Source organism: Pseudomonas sp. GL-B-12 (genome assembly GCF_019955895.1).
Classification (GTDB): Bacteria; Pseudomonadota; Gammaproteobacteria; order Pseudomonadales; family Pseudomonadaceae; genus Aquipseudomonas.
The window spans coordinates 109,020-126,887 of record NZ_JAHBCX010000001.1 but is presented as its reverse complement, the minus strand read 5'-3'; the positions used below and the strand labels follow the sequence as shown (position 1 = coordinate 126,887).

General features: G+C 56.8%; 11 protein-coding genes. 9 read left to right on the top strand and 2 right to left on the bottom strand.

From position 1 onward, the window contains the following. The first annotated feature begins 13 nt into the window (after positions 1 to 13). Positions 14 to 859 carry a methyl-accepting chemotaxis protein gene (locus KGA85_RS31335; protein WP_411741615.1) on the top strand — a complete coding sequence of 282 codons (846 nt, stop codon included), beginning with the start codon at positions 14 to 16 and terminating at the stop codon, positions 857 to 859. Positions 860 to 1,001: 142 nt separating this feature from the next. Here KGA85_RS31335 and KGA85_RS00485 read toward each other — a convergent pair whose 3' ends face one another. Together KGA85_RS00485 and putA are read right to left on the bottom strand one after the other, a co-directional pair. Next, entirely contained in the window at positions 1,002 to 2,804 is a 1,803-nt protein-coding gene (locus KGA85_RS00485) for an acyl-CoA dehydrogenase (RefSeq protein WP_223457730.1), read from the bottom strand. Between the two features lie 258 nt (positions 2,805 to 3,062). Continuing rightward, positions 3,063 to 7,013, bottom strand: a complete 3,951-nt coding sequence (gene putA, locus KGA85_RS00480) for a trifunctional transcriptional regulator/proline dehydrogenase/L-glutamate gamma-semialdehyde dehydrogenase (RefSeq protein ID WP_223532273.1) — start codon at positions 7,011 to 7,013, stop codon at positions 3,063 to 3,065. A gap of 461 nt (positions 7,014 to 7,474) precedes the next feature. Here putA and putP point away from each other — a divergent pair, with 461 nt between their 5' ends. From putP to KGA85_RS00440, 8 genes are all read left to right on the top strand, one after another. Continuing rightward, positions 7,475 to 8,959 carry a sodium/proline symporter PutP gene (putP, locus tag KGA85_RS00475; protein ID WP_223457733.1) on the top strand — a complete coding sequence of 495 codons (1,485 nt, stop codon included), beginning with the start codon at positions 7,475 to 7,477 and terminating at the stop codon, positions 8,957 to 8,959. Positions 8,960 to 9,233: 274 nt separating this feature from the next. Beyond that, positions 9,234 to 10,655, top strand: coding sequence for a PAAR domain-containing protein (locus KGA85_RS00470; RefSeq protein WP_223457735.1), 1,422 nt, complete (start codon positions 9,234 to 9,236; stop codon positions 10,653 to 10,655). Then, positions 10,652 to 11,035 (top strand): hypothetical protein, encoded by a 384-nt coding sequence (locus KGA85_RS00465; RefSeq protein WP_223457737.1) that lies wholly within the window; start codon positions 10,652 to 10,654, stop codon positions 11,033 to 11,035. Before KGA85_RS00470 ends, KGA85_RS00465 begins: the two co-directional genes overlap by 4 nt. Before the next feature lie 1,517 nt (positions 11,036 to 12,552). Next, positions 12,553 to 12,882, top strand: coding sequence for a hypothetical protein (locus tag KGA85_RS00460; RefSeq protein ID WP_223457739.1), 330 nt, complete (start codon positions 12,553 to 12,555; stop codon positions 12,880 to 12,882). A 281-nt stretch (positions 12,883 to 13,163) separates the two neighbouring features. After that, positions 13,164 to 14,576: a PAAR domain-containing protein gene (locus KGA85_RS00455; protein ID WP_223457741.1), complete on the top strand. Its 1,413-nt coding sequence runs from the start codon at positions 13,164 to 13,166 to the stop codon at positions 14,574 to 14,576. Further along, positions 14,573 to 14,959 (top strand): hypothetical protein, encoded by a 387-nt coding sequence (locus KGA85_RS00450; protein WP_223542825.1) that lies wholly within the window; start codon positions 14,573 to 14,575, stop codon positions 14,957 to 14,959. The genes KGA85_RS00455 and KGA85_RS00450 overlap by 4 nt, the downstream gene beginning before the upstream one ends. A 1,478-nt stretch (positions 14,960 to 16,437) precedes the next feature. Further along, positions 16,438 to 16,761, top strand: coding sequence for a hypothetical protein (locus tag KGA85_RS00445; RefSeq protein WP_223532266.1), 324 nt, complete (start codon positions 16,438 to 16,440; stop codon positions 16,759 to 16,761). A 231-nt stretch (positions 16,762 to 16,992) separates the two neighbouring features. Beyond that, the gene (locus KGA85_RS00440) at positions 16,993 to 17,832 is read left to right on the top strand and encodes a 23S rRNA (adenine(2030)-N(6))-methyltransferase RlmJ (RefSeq protein WP_223461449.1); all 840 of its coding nucleotides are present in this window, start codon (positions 16,993 to 16,995) and stop codon (positions 17,830 to 17,832) included. Positions 17,833 to 17,868: the final 36 nt, after the last annotated feature.

Genomic DNA, 17,868 nt, shown 5'->3' with positions numbered 1-17,868 from the left:
TAGCCAGCGCGACATGATCGGCGAAGTACTGACCACCAGCGAGCGACTGCGCACCGCTGTCGGTCAGGTTGCACGGGTCGTGGATAACACCGCTGAACGCTCCGGTCGCCAACAGGAAATGACCGACATGGTCGCAACTGCGGTTCACGAAATGGGCCTGACCGTTCAGGAAATCGCCCAAAATGCCGGCAATGCGGCGGTCGCGTCGCAAACGGCTCGGGATGAGGCGATGCAGGCACGGGAAGTGGTGGGTGGCTCGATCCGGCATATTGAAAGCATGTCCGACGAAATCGGTGTCGCCGCCAGCGCTGTGGGTGAATTGGCGCATCAGGTGGCGTCGATCGACCAGGTGCTGGCGGTGATCCGCGGGATTTCCGAGCAGACCAACCTGCTGGCGCTCAACGCTGCCATCGAAGCGGCGCGGGCCGGGGATATGGGGCGTGGGTTTGCCGTGGTTGCCGATGAAGTGCGCACCCTGGCGCGGCGTACGCAGTCGTCCACCGATGAAATCCAGCAGATGATCGGCAGCCTCAAGCAAGGTGCGGAAAACGCGGTGTCGTCGATGCATTCCGGGCAAGCCGCGACGGGCACGGGTGTCGAGTCGAGCCAGCGTACCGGCGCCTCGTTGACCGCGATTACTGGGCAAGTGGAACGCATCAGCGACATGAACCATCAGGTGGCGGCGGCGACGGAAGAGCAATCGGCGGTGACTGAAGAAATCAATCGCAACGTGCAGGGGATTTCCGATCTGGCCCGGGCGACGGCGGGGGAGGTCAGAGCCTGTCGGGATGATTGTCAGACGTTGCAGCGGTTGGCGGATGATCTGGCGCGGCAGATGGGTGGGTTCAAGCTGAAGTGATGTGTTGGTAGTGCTGACGCCATCGCGAGCAGGCTCGCTCCCACAGGGTTTGGGTGTTGAACACAGGATTTGTGATCAACAGAGATACCTGTAGGAGCGAGCCTGCTCGCGATTGGATTTCAGCTACACCATAGATCCGGGATCAGAACCACTCATCCTGCATCCCCAGGCAAACATCATCCCGAGCTTCAAGAATCGCCAGCTCATGGTGGCAACCCGGCACTTCCCAGGTCAGGAAGTAGCGCGCCGCCTGTAGCTTGCCTTTATAGAAGCTCACATCCGCCGCATCGCCCTTGGCCAGGCCTTCCTCGGCGCGAATCGCCTGTTCCAGCCAGCGCCAGCCAATCACCGTGTGCCCGAACACCTTCAGGTACAGCGCCGAATTCGCCAGGCTGCTGTTGACCTTGCCTTGTGCCAGATCAGTCAGCAGGCCGATGGTCACGGTTTGCAGGCGCGCCACCAGTTTTTCCAGCGATTCACGCAGCGGTGTCAATGAATCAAACGCCTGTGCTCGCTCTCCAGTGGCAGCGATCAGACGAATCAGCTGCTTGAGCCCCGCGCCACCGTTCTGTGCCAGTTTGCGGCCCAGCAGGTCCAGCGACTGAATGCCGTGGGTGCCTTCGTGGATCGGGTTCAGGCGGTTGTCGCGGTAGTACTGCTCCACCGGGTATTCGCGGGTGTAGCCGTGGCCGCCGAGGATCTGGATCGCCAGTTCGTTGGCCTTCAGGCAGAACTCCGACGGCCAGGATTTGACGATCGGCGTCAGCAGGTCCAGCAATTCATGGGCCTGCTTGCGCTCGGCTTCGGTCGCAAGCGTCGTTGTGTCATCGAATAGCCGCGCCGCGTACAGGCCGAGGTCGAACGAGCCTTCGACGTAAGCCTTTTGCGTCAACAGCATGCGTTTCACGTCAGCGTGCTGAATGATCGCCACCGGCGCGGTGTTCGGGTCCTTGCTGTCCGGCACGCGGCCCTGCGGACGCTCGCGGGCGTATTCCAGCGAATACAGATAGCCCGCGTAACCAAGCATCACCGCACCCATGCCGACGCCGATCCGTGCTTCGTTCATCATCTGGAACATGTAGCTCAAGCCATGGTGCGGCTTGCCCACCAGATAGCCGACGCACTCGCCGTTATCGCCGAAGTTCAGCGCGGTGGACGTGGTGCCACGCCAGCCCATCTTGTGGAACAGCCCGGCCAGCAACACGTCGTTGCGCTTGCCGAGACTGCCGTCGTCGTTGACCAGGAACTTGGGCACGATGAACAGCGAAATGCCCTTCACCCCGGCCGGCGCATCCGGCAGCTTGGCCAGCACCATATGCACGATGTTTTCCGACAGCGAGTGATCGCCACCGGAAATGAAGATCTTGTTGCCCTTGAGGCGATAGGTGCCGTCGGACGCAGGTTCCGCGCGGGTACGAATATCCGACAGCGATGAGCCCGCGTGGGGTTCGGTCAGGGCCATGGTGCCGAAGAAACGGCCATCGATCATCGGCTGCAGGAAGCGGCGCTTCTGCTCATCGGTGCCGAAGCTTTCGATCAGGTTCGCCGCGCCCATGGTCAGGAACGGATACGACGTCGAAGCCGCGTTAGCCGATTGAAAGTGCGCGAAGCAGGCCTGGGACAGCAGCGTAGGAAGCTGCATGCCGCCAGCGTCGAAACTGCGCGCGGCGTTGAGGAAGCCGGCTTCGAGGAAGGCATCCACCGCCGGTTTCACTTCCGGAATCAGAATCGCCTGGCCGTTCTCGTAGCGCGGCTCGTTCTCGTCGCCCTTGCGATTGTGCGGGGCGAAGAACTTCTCGGCGATGCTGCGGGCGGTGCCAATGGCCGCATCGAAGGTTTCGCGGTTGTGCTCGGCGAAACGCTCACGCTGGGTCAGGCCCTCGGCATCAAGGACTTCATACAGCTCGAAAGCCAGATTACGGGAGCTGAGCAACGTCTCGGACATGGCGGCCTACCTTTTGTTGGAATGGGCCGAGTCTAGTCTTGTGAATTTATGCTGAATAGCATGATTGATGAGCGTGATGGTGGGGCAGAGCAGCGACTTAGCAGGCACCACAAAACAAATGTGGGAGCGGGCTTGCTCGCGAAGAGGCCGGCACATTCAACATCTATGTTGAATGACACACCGCCTTCGCGAGCAAGCCCGCTCCCACAGGGTTTTTGTATTTCAGGCGCCCATTACGGGCGCCTGATTTGTTGCGGTTTAGCCGATGGTCATCAGGCTGGCATTACCACCCGCCGCCGCAGTGTTAACGCTCAACGCACGCTCAATCACCAAACGTTCCAGCGCAATGTTGGTTTCGCCTTGCGACAGACCCTGAACCCCGACGATGGCGCCGGCACGCTTGGCAACCTGCTGGCACACCGCACGCAACTGGTCGGAGTGGCCATGATGCACAACTGCATCAAACACCACTTCGTCCTTGTTCCAGTCGGAAACCAGCTTGATGCGTGCCTGAATGTCCTTCGGCAGGCGTGCGAACAAGGCTTTGGTCATGTCAGCTTCCGGCCACACCGCTGAACCACCGACAGCCAATACCGCCGCCAGTTGAGTCAGCAGGTCGCCTTCGACTTCCGTCAGGCACAGCACGTGTTCCCGTGGCAGGATCGCGTAGCTGTTGCGCTCGCCAGTCGGGCCAGCCAGTACGCGGGTGATGCCGCTTTGCGATTGCGCGGCGAACTGCACGCACAGGGTGCTCAGGTCGGCGAACTTGTGGCTGTCGGCCCAGGCTTTCAGGGCAGTCAGCGGCTTGCTCATGGCATCGCGCAGACGAACGTCCGGTGCTGCGGCAGCATCACCGCGAGCGAAGGATTGTTCGATCGCATCCGCAGGGCGGGTCGACAACAGGCGGTACAGGTACAGCGGGCCGCCGGCTTTCGGGCCGGTACCCGACAGGCCTTCGCCGCCGAACGGTTGAACACCGACCACGGCACCCACAATGTTGCGGTTGACGTAGACGTTACCGGCGTTGACGTTGTCGATCACCTTGGCGATGGTCTCGTCGATGCGGGTGTGCACGCCCAGGGTCAGGCCGTAGCCGGAAGCGTTGATCTGGCCGATCAGTTGATCGATGTCCTTGCGCTTGTAGCGAACCACGTGCAGCACCGGGCCGAAGATCTCACGCTGCAACTCGTCGAAGCTTTCCAGTTCGATCAGCGTCGGCATCACGAAGGTGCCGCGTTTGACTTCTTCGGCATCGGCGATGGCCACCTGATACACGCTGCGACCTTTGTCGCGCATGGCCTGGATGTGCTTCTCGATGCCGGCCTTGGCTTCGGCGTCGATCACCGGGCCGATGTCCACGGACAGACGCTCAGGGTTGCCGAGACGGCTTTCGGCCATGGCGCCCTTGAGCATTTCGATGACGCGGTCTGCGGAATCTTCCTGTAGGCACAGCACACGCAATGCCGAGCAACGCTGACCGGCGCTGTCGAACGCCGACGAAACCACGTCGATCACGACTTGTTCGGTCAGTGCCGAAGAGTCGACGATCATCGCGTTCTGGCCACCGGTTTCAGCGATCAGCGGGATCGGACGACCCTGGCTGTCCAGGCGACCGGCGATATTGCGTTGCAGCAAGCGCGCGACTTCAGTGGAGCCAGTGAACATCACGCCTTTGACGCGCTCATCACCCACCAGGCCGGCACCGACGGTTTCACCGCGACCCGGCAGCAGTTGCAGCACGCCCTCCGGAATGCCGGCTTCGAGCAGCAGGCGTACGGCCTGAGCCGCGACCAGCGGAGTTTGTTCCGCAGGCTTGGCCAATACCGGGTTACCGGCGGCCAATGCTGCAGCCACTTGACCACTGAAGATCGCCAGCGGGAAGTTCCACGGGCTGATGCACACCACTGGGCCCAGCGGACGGTGAGCGTCATTGGTGAAGTCGTTGCGTGCCTGCACCGCGTAATAACGCAGGAAGTCCACGGCTTCACGCACTTCGGCGATGGCGTTGGCGAAGGTCTTGCCGGCTTCGCGAGCCAACAGGCCCATCAGCGGCTGGATCTCGGCTTCCATCAAATCAGCAGCACGCTCCAGAATCGCGGCGCGCTCGGCTGGCGGGGTGGCCTGCCAGATCGGCGCAGCGTTGAGGGCGCACTGGATCGCGTTGTCGACGTCTTCGACGGTCGCTTCCTGCACATGGCCGACCACATCACGCAGATCGGATGGGTTCAAGACCGGTGCCGGCGCTTCGCTGCTGGAGGCGCAACCGAGCATCGGCGCCGCTTTCCAGTGGTTGTGCGCGGTAGCGAGCAAGGCGCAGGACAGGGACGCCAAACGATGTTCGTTGGCCATGTCGATGCCGCTGGAGTTGGCGCGCTCGGAACCGTACAGGTCACGCGGCAGCGGAATGCGCGGGTGTGGCAGGCCGAAGCCACCTTCCACGGTTGCCATCTGCTCGATGCTGGCTACCGGATCGGCTACCAGTTCCTGGATCGAAATCGACTGATCGGCAATGCGGTTGACGAACGAGGTGTTCGCGCCGTTTTCCAGCAGACGACGCACCAGGTAAGCCAGCAGGGTTTCGTGGGTGCCGACCGGTGCGTACACACGGCACGGACGGTTCAGCTTGCCTTCGGAAACTTTGCCTACAACCTGTTCGTACAGCGGTTCACCCATGCCGTGCAGGCACTGGAACTCGTACTGACCCGGGTAATAGTTCTGACCGGCGATGTGATAAATGGCCGACAGGGTGTGGGCGTTGTGCGTGGCGAACTGCGGGTAGATGACTTCCGGCACCGACAGCAGTTTGCGCGCGCAAGCGATGTAGGACACGTCGGTGTACACCTTGCGGGTGTAGACCGGGTAGCCTTCCAGGCCTTCGACCTGGGCGCGCTTGATTTCGCTGTCCCAGTACGCGCCTTTCACCAGGCGGATCATCAGGCGATGACGGCTGCGGCGAGCCAGGTCGATCACGTAGTCGATCACATACGGGCAACGCTTCTGGTAAGCCTGGATGACGAAACCGATGCCGTTCCAGCCAGTCAGTTGCGGCTCGAAGCACAGGCGCTCGAGCAGATCCAGCGACAGCTCGAGGCGGTCGGCTTCTTCGGCGTCGATGTTCAGGCCGATGTCGTATTGCTTGGCCAGCAGGGTCAGCGACAGCAGGCGCGGGTACAACTCGTCCATCACGCGCTCGTACTGCGCACGGCTGTAGCGCGGGTGCAGGGCGGACAGCTTGATCGAGATGCCCGGGCCTTCATAAATCCCGCGACCGTGGGAGGCTTTGCCGATCGAGTGGATGGCTTGTTCGTACGAGGCCAGGTACTTCTGGGCGTCGTGCTCGGTGAGTGCGGCTTCACCCAGCATGTCGTAGGAATAGCGGAAACCCTTGGTTTCGAACTTGCTGGCGTTGGCCAGGGCTTCGGCGATGGTTTCGCCGGTCACGAACTGCTCGCCCATCAGGCGCATGGCCATGTCGACGCCCTTGCGGATCATCGGCTCGCCGCTCTTGCCGATAATGCGGCTCAGGGACGATGTCAGGCCGGCTTCGTTGTGGGTCGACACCAGTTTGCCGGTCAGCAGCAAGCCCCAGGTGGCGGCGTTGACGAACAACGACGGGCTGTTGCCCAGGTGCGGCTGCCAGTTGCCGGTGCTGATCTTGTCGCGGATCAGCGCATCGCGGGTGCCTTTGTCCGGGATGCGCAGCAGCGCTTCGGCCAGGCACATCAGCGCCACGCCTTCCTGGGACGACAGGGAGAACTCCTGCAGCAGGCCCTGAACGATACCGGCACGGCCGCCGGCGCTCTTCTGGTTGCGCAGTTTTTCAGCAATCGAGGTGGCGAGTTTGTTGGTGGCGTCGCACATCGGTGCCGGTAGGCGCGCCTGCTCGATCAGCATCGGCACGACTTCTGGCTCAGGGCGACGGTAAGCGGCGGTGATCGATGCGCGCAGTACCGATTGCGGCAGGATGCTTTCGGCGAATTCGAGGAAGCACTGGTGGGCGTGATCCAGAGGCGCGTCGACGCTGTCGTCGGAATCCTTGGTCAAACCGCTCAGCTCGGTCAGGGTTGCACCACCCTCGAGTTTTTCCAGGTAATTGAAGATTGCCTGCTTGATCAGCCAGTGCGGCGTGCGATCAATCGAGGTCGCGGCGGCCTTGAGGCGTTCGCGGGTCGGGTCGTCAAGTTTGACCCCAAGGGTGGTGGTAGCCATGTTTTTATCCTCATGTTTGCCACGACTGCGTGGCATCAGCTGGCGGCAAGATTAGCCGTGCGACTGTTGAGGTGCAACCGGGTGCAACCCTTTTTTTGTCGGAATATTACGCAGCTCGTCAGGAAATAAATTCTGGTACGGCTTTGCTGCATTTGCTTGGTGCTTTTTCAGAGAGTTAACACTCGTTTTTGCTCCGAAAAGGAGCAAAAAACGATTTTTAACGTTTATTTCCGCCTAGGTGCAACTTATTCCCAAGAAACTGGTTGCACCTTATTTGCTTTGTTGAATAGCATTCGCGCCCAAGGTGCAACCCGGACAAAATCCGGGTGCTCCGGCTGATGGCTTTCCTGGGGAAACATCAGTCATAAATGCGCGGGAATCCGGATCGTCTGTCAAACGTATGCGTTTGCGAGCGGTTCACCAGCCGCCGCTACATAAAAACAAAGCCAGGGCGTAACTTAATGAGCGTAAGCAATCCAACCCTGATCACGTTCGTGATCTACATCGCAGCAATGGTGCTGATCGGCTTGATGGCCTATCGCTCCACCAACAACCTTTCCGACTACATTCTGGGCGGCCGTAGCCTGGGCAGCGTCGTGACTGCACTGTCCGCCGGTGCCTCCGACATGAGCGGCTGGTTGTTGATGGGTTTGCCCGGCGCGATCTACATGTCCGGCCTTTCCGAAAGCTGGATCGCCATCGGCCTGATCGTCGGCGCCTACCTGAACTGGCTGTTCGTCGCCGGCCGTCTGCGTGTACAGACCGAGCACAACGGTGATGCACTGACCCTGCCGGACTACTTCGCCAGCCGTTTCGAAGACAAAAGCGGTCTGCTGCGGATCATCTCTGCGGTCGTGATCCTGGTGTTCTTCACCATCTACTGCGCTTCTGGCATCGTGGCCGGTGCCCGTCTGTTCGAAAGCACCTTCGGCATGTCCTACGAGACGGCGCTGTGGGCCGGTGCTGCGGCGACGATTGCCTACACCTTCATCGGCGGATTCCTGGCCGTGAGCTGGACCGATACCGTACAAGCCACCCTGATGATCTTCGCGTTGATCCTGACGCCGGTTATCGTGCTGCTGGCCACTGGCGGCGTCGACACCACTTTCCTGGCCATCGAAGCGCAAGATCCAAGCAACTTCGACATGCTCAAGGGCACCACTTTCATCGGCATCATCTCGCTGATGGGCTGGGGTCTGGGCTACTTCGGCCAGCCGCACATCCTGGCGCGTTTCATGGCTGCCGATTCGGTTAAATCGATCGCCAAGGCCCGTCGCATCTCCATGACCTGGATGATCCTGTGCCTGGGCGGTACCGTGGCTGTCGGCTTCTTCGGTATCGCCTACTTCTCGGCGCACCCGGACATGGCTGGCGCAGTCTCCGAGAACCACGAGCGTGTGTTCATCGAGCTGGCCAAGATCCTCTTCAATCCATGGATCGCGGGTATCCTGCTGTCGGCCATCCTGGCTGCGGTGATGAGCACCCTGAGCTGCCAGTTGCTGGTGTGCTCGAGCGCCCTGACCGAAGACTTCTACAAGACCTTCCTGCGTAAATCCGCCTCCCAGGTTGAACTGGTGTGGGTCGGTCGTGCCATGGTGCTGTTGATTGCTCTGATTGCTATCGCACTGGCGGCCAACCCGGAAAACCGTGTACTGGGTCTGGTGAGCTACGCCTGGGCTGGTTTCGGTGCCGCATTCGGTCCGGTCGTGCTGATCTCCGTGATCTGGAAAGACATGACCCGCAACGGCGCACTGGCCGGTATCCTGGTCGGTGCGATCACCGTGATCGTCTGGAAACACTTCGAATTGCTGGGCCTGTACGAAATCATCCCTGGTTTCATCTTCGCCAGCCTGGCGATCTACTTCGTCAGCAAAATGGGCACGCCGACTGCTGGCATGTTCCAGCGTTTTGCGGCTGCTGAGAATGATTATCGTCTGAACAAGTAATCGATTGAAGTCATCCCGTCGCGGATGAAAGAGCGGCTCGCAGCCTTTGGGTGCGAGCCGTTTTTTTTGCGTTCACTTTGGTTCCTATTTCCTCTTCGTAACCCTTTTCTACAGGGCTTGTAGGAGGTTTCCTGATTTGCCCAGATGCCTTGAATTACCTCTCTGCTCACGTACTTTGCGCTAGCCCGACTCATTTCCGAACCGGGATAACTCATCGTATACAACGGCGCATTTCCCCAAGGGATGGGGCGCCAGTTGAAAGGGATATCAAGACATGGCTATCGGGCATTACATTGGGCTAGGTGACAAAACTGACTGCGGCGGTACCGTTCTGGAGGGGGACCACACATTCAATTTCGGTCTCATCCATGCTCGTGAGGGTGATCTGGTCAGTTGCGGAAAAGACAAGAAGAGCTACCGGATCATCGGCGGCGTCTCTCACGTCCTGAGCGAGGGTCGACGAGTGGCTGGCACGCTGGACAGTTTCAGTGGTTGCCCTTGTCGAGCCAAACTGCTCCCTTCGAATTTCGAGGGGAGTTATGTCAATGAACCCCCTGCACCGAAAGCAGCCAGGGCAACCGCTCAATCGGCCGCGACTGCGCCTTCGATGACAGCCTCCAGCAATTCGACCGCGCAGCGTCCATCCAGCTTTACGTCAGTGCCAAGTGCGTCGTCTCGATCACAGCCCACCGGTCTCGACGTTCCGGAACCCGGCTTTTATATCGTGCCCAAAAGCACAACCCGCGAACAACTCGAAGCCTCGCTATTCACCCTGCGCGACCCGGCGGTGATGGGCAAATTCAAACTGCTCAATCCCAATCTGCGCGACGTTAAAGCCGGCTCGATGATCGTGCTGAGCGATCCCAACAACTTCCAGTGCACCCGTGAAGAAGCGCTGCTCATGGATGTGGCGGCCAAGACCAATCAGGTGCTTGAAACGCTTAGCCCGGAAGAGGCTGATTTCATGGTGGAACACCGGGATGCCTTCCAGGCCCTCTTGACATATAGCTCTGGCGCTATTGGCGTCGGCGCAAGTATTTTCAAAAATAATCTGGATAACGTCGGCTATGCCTTGAGGGAAATTGAAGCGTTACAACGTAGAACACTCGAAAGAGATGGGCACCTGCGCTCGCCGACCTTTTTTGTCGAGCGACAGCGTTTGCTTTCAATACTTAACCGCCACATGACGACGCTGACCCGCAAGGGGATTGGTTTTCCTCACCACATCAACTTGAAAAAAATGTTGGGCATATCCAGTCAAAGCCTGGTTCACCACTGGACCCATGCCAGCCCCGGAGGGCAAATACCTGGTCATGCCACTCATCTTGAAGGTGTAGCGAAGGCTTCAAAATACGTCCAGTACGGCGGTTGGTTAGGGACTGCCGTCGGCGGAGGAGCTTCTGCTGCGAAGGTTCAGGATGTGTGTGCTGCGGGAAATAGCGAAGCGTGTAGACGAATCCGGCTTACTGAGTCAGGCAGTTTCACGGTAGGAGTGGCTGCTGGCATGGCCACAGGCAGGATCTTAACCGCGCCGGTAGTAGGAGGCCTGTGCGTTGCTCTGGGAGTTCCAACAGGCGGCTTTTTAACGCTTGCTTGCAGTATCGTTGCGGCGGGCGCTGGCTCGTATGCGGGGGGTACGTTGGGAGAAATGAGTGGCGAGTTCATAGGCGAAGTGATTTACGAGTCGACGAAATGACTACTGCCGAAATGATTGCTGGCGGCTTGTGCGGCTTGGCGTTTGTATTCGTACTTGTCGGCAACTGTTTCGCATTACACTTGGGCTATACGAAAAGAGAATTATTATTGGAGCATTTCAAGAATAGCTCTCCAAGCATATCTAATGCTGTACGCATACATAAAGGTTATTGGGGTAGGCTTCAGCTCGTGGGAAGCGCTTGTATGGTTCTTACTTTTCCAGATTTTTTCATCAGGCACGACGTTCTAAGTGTTCAGGACTTTGAAGATTTTCCCCGTCCACTAAGATGGAAGTTAGTCGTGTTGCAATGGAGTGTTATCGCTTCATTCACTGCTATGGCCTTACTGGTCGCGTTATGGAAATCAGGAGCGCTGAAATAGCTGGCTAAGACGCGATAACGCCGCGGTTGCCTAGCGCCGGCTTTGCGCGATTAGCATGTAGTATTCTGGTCGTTGGAGTTAGTTCTTATGCTGGAGGAGAAATTGGTGGTGCATTTGGCGAAATGGTCGGAGAACAGATTTACGAGGCAGTGAAGTGATTACAGCTAAACTAATCATCGGCGGTTTGGGTGGCGTGGTCATTATCTGCCAATTCATCTGCATTGGAGTAGCTTTGTATCTGAGCTATACGAAGGGTGACTTGATGTCGTCGCACTTCAAAAGTAGCTCGTCTCTGCTGGCTTTCGGGATATATAAGAGTACGAGTCTTCATGGCAGATTGCTGTTGGTAGGAAGCATTTCTAGCATTCTTACGTTTCCAGGGTTCTTCCTTATGCGAGGTCTAGCCAATGCTGAGGATATAGATAGCTTCCCCCTCCCGCTTAAGCGCAAGCTTGTAATGTTGCAATGGAGCTTTATTGGGCTTGTAGTTTCAATGATATTGCTTGTCGTGATAGGGAAAGCGGATCTCCTCCATTAGTCGAAAAGTTGGCAGCCGACCTGGTGGCGTGCCCATTATTTACACCCGTTCGCTGCTCGGCCTGAACAGATGGATCGAAAATAAATGAAGCCCAGAGTAAAGAAATGCAAAAAATGTGGAGTGCTGGATAGAGACGGCTTATCGCTAATAGAAGGTGGGTGCTGTCTTTCGTGCCGATTAAAAAAATATGAGATGGGAAGCTTTAATATTTTGAAGGAGGCACCACTTCGATTAAAAATCCTACTTGGTGGGGTTTCGTTGATTTTTATAATGCTTTCAATTTACGCAATATATCATCAACATCTACTTTTGCCTGGAGGCGCTCGCCATCAACCATTTTTGGTAGAATTTTCAGGGCGTGGAGTGCTGATGCCGGTGTTTTCATTAACGATGTTTTCGATAAGCTTTTTGTCGTTAATTGTTTCCAATTGCCTTCGGCATTCTAGCGACCATATTTATAAAAAAATAATAAGGTACAGCTTTCACGCTGGTTGGATTTTGTATTTAGTTTCGATATTCTTTTTTCGGAAATAATCAGGCAGCCAACAGCTGGCGATTTACAAGCGCATCGCAAGTCGATCGACAAGGTTCTCCCTTTGCGCCATTCAGCCTCAAATTAATTTGATAAATTGTAGCTGTTACGGCTTTTTCGGGTGAGGTCCTAGGACGTTTCCTTCAAAACCTAGCGGTTTTCATGAAGTGGTGCGATGCGAGTGCCGTCGATAGTCTTTGGCAGCCACTGACAACTCAGTGGTGGGGTGTAGGAACCTCTCAAGGCCGATGGGAAGCACTTAGCGTCAATACTTGGTTTGTGGTCGTTTACATGCGCCCGTAAGATCAGTTGCGGCAGCTATGTGCGGGCACGCTTCGGCGTGGTCGGGTTTTCCCAAAGGTCTCGATATTCCTACCCCGCGCTTAGCTGCCACCCTAGCCTGTAGGAAGGCTGATGGCAGCTCCGATTCATCTTTGGGAGCTACTAATGAAAACAATTCACCCCGATCCACCCTACGAAAAACCAATCCCCCATCCCGACAACCGCTTCATGGCATTGACCAGCAACTGCACCGATATGCCTACCCTGTTCGTCGACACCCACGCGCCACTCGACATCCTCACCGACGCCGCCAACTACAGAATTCGCGCAGTCACCCAAGTGCTTGAGAACCTGTCCATGCGCGGTTCGATCGAGTGCGAGTCGTTCATCCTCAGCGACTTTGCCTTGCTCTGCGCCATTTCGTTGCGCGATGGCTGTGATGTGCTGGAAGTGGTTGGGCGGCGGTTGCGAGCGCGGCCTTCAGCGGGGGCGTAGGCGACTCCCATGGATTGAACTCTTTCATGTAAGAAACGGTTCGCAGCTTGATAGTGCGGGCCGTTTTTTTGCAGCCCAGGTCCGAAACAGGCATTGGTCCTCCAATTTCCGTGGTCCTTTTCAGTATTGGTCGTGAGACATTTCCTGATTTTCCCGGCCATCTTGAGTTTCCTCTCTGTCCACGTACTTTGCGTTAAGCCACTCCTCCAGAGCCGGCTTATCGATCGTTAACAGTGGTGCGCTTCCCATGACTGGGGCGCCAGTAGAGAGGGAGATCAGCAATGGCAAAGGGACATTTCATTCGCAAAGACGACGAGACGACCTGCGGTGGCAAGGTTCTGGATGGCGCTACAAACGTCATGATGTTTGGCATCGCCCATGCTCGTGTGGGGGATCCGGTTTCCTGTGGCAAGGACAATAAAACCTACGTCATCGAGGGCGGCGTTTCATACATCAAGAGTCACGGAAGGTTGGTGGCGGGCTCGCTGGACAGCTACAGCAGCTGTCCCTGTAAAGCCGGGCTGATTCCATCGTTTTTTAAGGGTACCTACGAGTCCAGCCGCAGTGCTGCGCCGCACGCCATGCGGAGCGCCACTCCACAGGCGACACCAACCGCCGCCAACAACCCGGTAGCCTCACGATCTTCCAGCTTCGCGCCTGCGCCAAACCATCCCCTGCCAACGCGTGAAAGCAGCATGCAGGCAGCAGAGCCTGGCTTCTACATCGTGCCCAAAAGCACCACCCGCGAACAACTCGAGGCCTCGCTGTTCACCCTGCGCGACCCGGCGGTGATGGGTAAATTCAAGCTGCTGAATCCCAATCGGCGCGACGTCAAAGCCGGCTCGCTGATCGTGCTGAGCGATCCCAATAATTTCCAGTGCACCCGTGAAGAAGCGCTGCTCATGGAGGTGGCGGCTAAAACTAATCAAATACTGGAAACGCTTACCCCGGAAGAGGCGGATTTCATGGTGCAACACCGGGATGCCATTCAGACGATCTTGGGCTTCGGTTCTGGCGCTATTGGCGTCGGCGCGAGCATCTTTAAGAACAACCTGGATAACGTCGATAAAATCTTGCGTGAAATGGAAACTCTGCATCAACGTTTCTTCCTGCGCGACGGACATCTGAACTCACCGGCGTTTCGGGCCGAACGACAAAAGCTGCTGGCGCAACTCGATAGTCACCTGACAAGCCTGACGCGCAAAGGCATCGGTTTCCCACATCACCCCAATTTGAACCGTGCAATGTTCCTATCTCCCCCCAGTCTGGTTCACCGCTGGACGGAAGCCGGCGGTGTGGGGCAGATGCCGGGGTATGCGACTCACCTTGAAGGTGTGGCCAGGGCATCCAATTATCTGAAGTACGGTGGCTGGGTTGGCACTGCCATTGGTGGTGGGGCGTCGGCTATGAAGGTTCAGGATGTGTGTAATGCAGGGAATACCGAAGCTTGCGAGCGGGTTAAGTTTACTGAAACGGGGAGTTTTGTTGGGGGGATTGGTGGCGGCGTGTTCGCTGGAGCGATAAGCGCTCACATTGTCGGTGGAATCTGCGTGGGGCTTGGAATCCCTACGGGTGGTTTCTCTACGCTAGCTTGTGCCGTTTTAGCAACCGGAGCGACAACCCTTTCAGCAAGCTATGCCGGAGAGAAAGTTGGCGAAACTACAGCCGAAAAAATATATGAGGCTCTTAATTGACCCTGAGCACAGCCGACACGTTATTCCTTGTTTTAGGAGTTATTGATATCTCAGGAATGTTCGCGGGAATTGGCTACATGCTTTTTCTCGCAAACACAAAAATGGATATTCTTCAAAGGTGTTTTAAAAACAGCTGGGGCGTTACGGAGGGGTATGCCTTTGGGTATAGCGGGGTGTGGGGAAGAATAATGATAATTGGTCGTATATCAGGTTATGTGGCCTTCTCTACCTTCTACATTAAGCGCGGACTTCTCAGTCCTGACGATTTAAAAGAGCTACCTGTTCCGTTCAAACAAAAACTAATCGCTTTGCAGTGGGTTGGTATAATTTTGTTGGCTGTTATGTTTGGTCTCGCGTTGCTAGCTGAATTTAATGTTGTTTGATTAGGAGGGGCGCTCCTCTGAAAAAATTAAAAAAGGGAACGGGTTTATTACTGGAGTGAAAATAAATCAGTCCCCTTTCCGGTCCAGCCGCGCCGGTAGTAGGAGGTATGTGCGTTGCCCTGGGAGTTCCAATAGGCGGCTTTTTCGCGCTTGCTTGCAGTATCGTTGCGGCGGGCGCTGGCTCGTATGCGGGGGGGGCATTGGGAGAAATGAGTGGCGAGTTCAAAGGTGAAGTGATTTACGAGTCGACGAAATGACTACCGCAGGACTGGTTATTGGTGGCTTGAGTTGCATCGTGACCGTTAGCCTGTTCATTTGTATTGCTCTTGCTCTTTACTTGGGATATGTCCAAGGCGAAGAAATGACTAAGCATTTCAAAAATAGTTCAGCAAGCATAACTAGCGCTACGCACAGGCACTCAGGCCCTTACGGTAAAATGCAGTTAGTGGGAGGAATCTCTTTTGTTGTTACATTTCCTCGTTTTTTTTGAAGCATGGAATCCTTGATGCTGAAGATATTAGAAACCTCCCTTTGCACCTCAGACGAAAACTTGTAGCGCTGCAATGGGGCTTTATAGGCGTTTTCATCTCTATGGCGCTACTAGCCTGTATAGGGTGGTCAGGAATACTTTATTAACTAACAAATGGGCGAGCGGATTTTCGAGGCCACTCAATGAGTATTAGCGTTGCAGACGCACTATTCCTGGCATCAGGACTAATAGTTTTCGGTGCGGCACTTGTTATTTTTGGGGTTGCGCTGCATTTGGGCTACACCAAGGGAGATGTCCTGTCAGAGCATTTCCAAAACAGTTCTCCACTTATAACTGTCTCTGCGCGTATTGACGCAGGGCTTAGAGGTAAGACTCGGCTGGTTTATTCAATATCTAGCGTCGTTACGTTTCCCCGATTTTTTTTGAAGCGCGGTATGGTCACTGCTGAAGATCTCGACAATTTTCCCCATGACCTCAGGCGAAAACTCGTAGTGCTGCAATGGACTCTTCTAGGGGTTGTATCTGGCATGGTGCTACTTGGCCTGATAGCGATGTCTGGGATAATCAGGTAACTGACCAATAAAAAATGGGCACTCAATCTAGTTGGTGTGCCCATTCTTCATGCCACTCCATTCTCGTCAGGCGGGTTGGAAATTTTCTGGACAAGGTCCTAGGACGTTTCCTTCAAAACCTAGCGGTTTTCATGAAGTGGTGCGAAGTGAGTTCCGTCGATAGTCTTTGGCGGTCACTGACAATTCAGTGGTGGGGTGTAGGAACCCTTCAATACCGATGGGAAGCACTTAGCGTCAATGCTTGGTTTGCGGTCGTTTACATGCGTCCGTAAGATCAGTTGCGGCGGCTATGCGCGGGCACGCTTCGGCGTGGTCGAGTTTTCCCAAAGGTCTCGATATTCCTACCCCGCGCTTAGCTGCCACCCTAGCCTGTAGGAAGGCTGATGGCAGCTCCGATTCATCTTTGGGAGCTACTAATGAAAACAATTCACCCGGACCCACCCTACGAAAAACCAATCCCCCATCCCGACAACCGCTTCATGGCATTGACCAGCAACTGCACCGATATGCCTACCCTGTTCGTCGACACCCACGCGCCACTCGACATCCTCACCGACGCCGCCAACTACAGAATTCGCGCAGTCACCCAAGTGCTAGAGAACCTGTCCATGCGCGGTTCGATCGAGTGCGAGTCGTTCATCCTCAGCGACTTTGCCTTGCTCTGCGCCATTTCGTTGCGCGATGGCTGTGATGTGCTGGAAGTGGTTGGGCGGCGGTTGCGGGCGCGGCCTTCGGCGTAGCGCAGAGGGCTTTCGTGGCGAGGGAGCTTGCTCCCGTTCAACTGCGAAGCAGTTGTAGAACAGGTGGAGTGAAGCGTGTCAGACCAGACCGGGGTTCAGGTTTTGGGGCCGCTTCGCAGCCCAGCGGGAGCAAGCTCCCTCGCCACAGGGGGTGGTTACGGCCACTCAGCTGCGAACCCCTGACTTGCCGGCCGGTAAAAGGTAAACTTCCCGGCCTTCGCAGGAGCAGCCATGAATTATCGTCACGCCTTCCATGCCGGCAATCACGCCGATGTGTTCAAACACCTGACCTTGACCCGCCTCATCGCCCTGATGTCGCGCAAGGAGCAGCCGTTTGCCTATCTCGACACCCACGCTGGCATCGGTCTGTATGACCTTCAGGGTGATCAGGCCAACCGTACCGGCGAGTACCTGGAAGGCATTGCGCGTTTGTGGGATCAGCCGGATCTGCCGATCCTGACCGCTGATTACATGCAAGTGCTGCACGAGATGAACCCGGATGGCCAGTTGCGCTATTACCCGGGGTCACCGGAGCTGGCACGACGCCTGACTCGTCCGCAAGACCGCGTGTTGCTCAACGAGAAACACCCGGAAGACGGCTTGCTGCTCAAGGACAACATGGCCGGTGATCGCCGGGTCAAGGTGCACCTGGGTGAAGGCTGGCATGTGCCGCGAGCCTTGCTGCCGGTGCCGGAGAAGCGTGCGGTGATGCTGATCGATCCGCCGTTCGAGAAGCTCGACGAGATGCAGCGCTGTGCCGCGTCGTTGAAGGAAGCGATTGGCCGGATGCGCCAGACAGTGGCGGCGATCTGGTACCCGGTGAAGGATCAGCGCGCGCTGCGCCGCTTCTATCAGGACCTGGCCGGTACCGGTGCGCCGAAGTTGTTGCGGGTGGAGTTGCTGGTGCATCCGCTGGATACGCCCAACAGCCTGAACGGTTCCGGGCTGGCGATTGCCAATCCGCCGTGGGGGTTGGAGGAAGAGTTGCGTGAGTTGCTGCCGTGGCTGTCCCAGAAGCTGGGGCAGACCCAGGGTGGGTGGCAGATGGATTGGTTGATTGCCGAGAGTTGATCAGCAATCAACAACCTGTGGCGAGGGAGCTTGCTC

Coding starts and splice junctions, on each gene's coding strand:
- KGA85_RS31335 (WP_411741615.1), top strand. CDS start 14: ATGATCGGCGAAGTACTGACCACCAGCGAGCGACTGCGCACCGCTGTC.
- KGA85_RS00485 (WP_223457730.1), bottom strand. CDS start 2,804: ATGTCCGAGACGTTGCTCAGCTCCCGTAATCTGGCTTTCGAGCTGTAT.
- putA (WP_223532273.1), bottom strand. CDS start 7,013: ATGGCTACCACCACCCTTGGGGTCAAACTTGACGACCCGACCCGCGAA.
- putP (WP_223457733.1), top strand. CDS start 7,475: ATGAGCGTAAGCAATCCAACCCTGATCACGTTCGTGATCTACATCGCA.
- KGA85_RS00470 (WP_223457735.1), top strand. CDS start 9,234: ATGGCTATCGGGCATTACATTGGGCTAGGTGACAAAACTGACTGCGGC.
- KGA85_RS00465 (WP_223457737.1), top strand. CDS start 10,652: ATGACTACTGCCGAAATGATTGCTGGCGGCTTGTGCGGCTTGGCGTTT.
- KGA85_RS00460 (WP_223457739.1), top strand. CDS start 12,553: ATGAAAACAATTCACCCCGATCCACCCTACGAAAAACCAATCCCCCAT.
- KGA85_RS00455 (WP_223457741.1), top strand. CDS start 13,164: ATGGCAAAGGGACATTTCATTCGCAAAGACGACGAGACGACCTGCGGT.
- KGA85_RS00445 (WP_223532266.1), top strand. CDS start 16,438: ATGAAAACAATTCACCCGGACCCACCCTACGAAAAACCAATCCCCCAT.
- KGA85_RS00440 (WP_223461449.1), top strand. CDS start 16,993: ATGAATTATCGTCACGCCTTCCATGCCGGCAATCACGCCGATGTGTTC.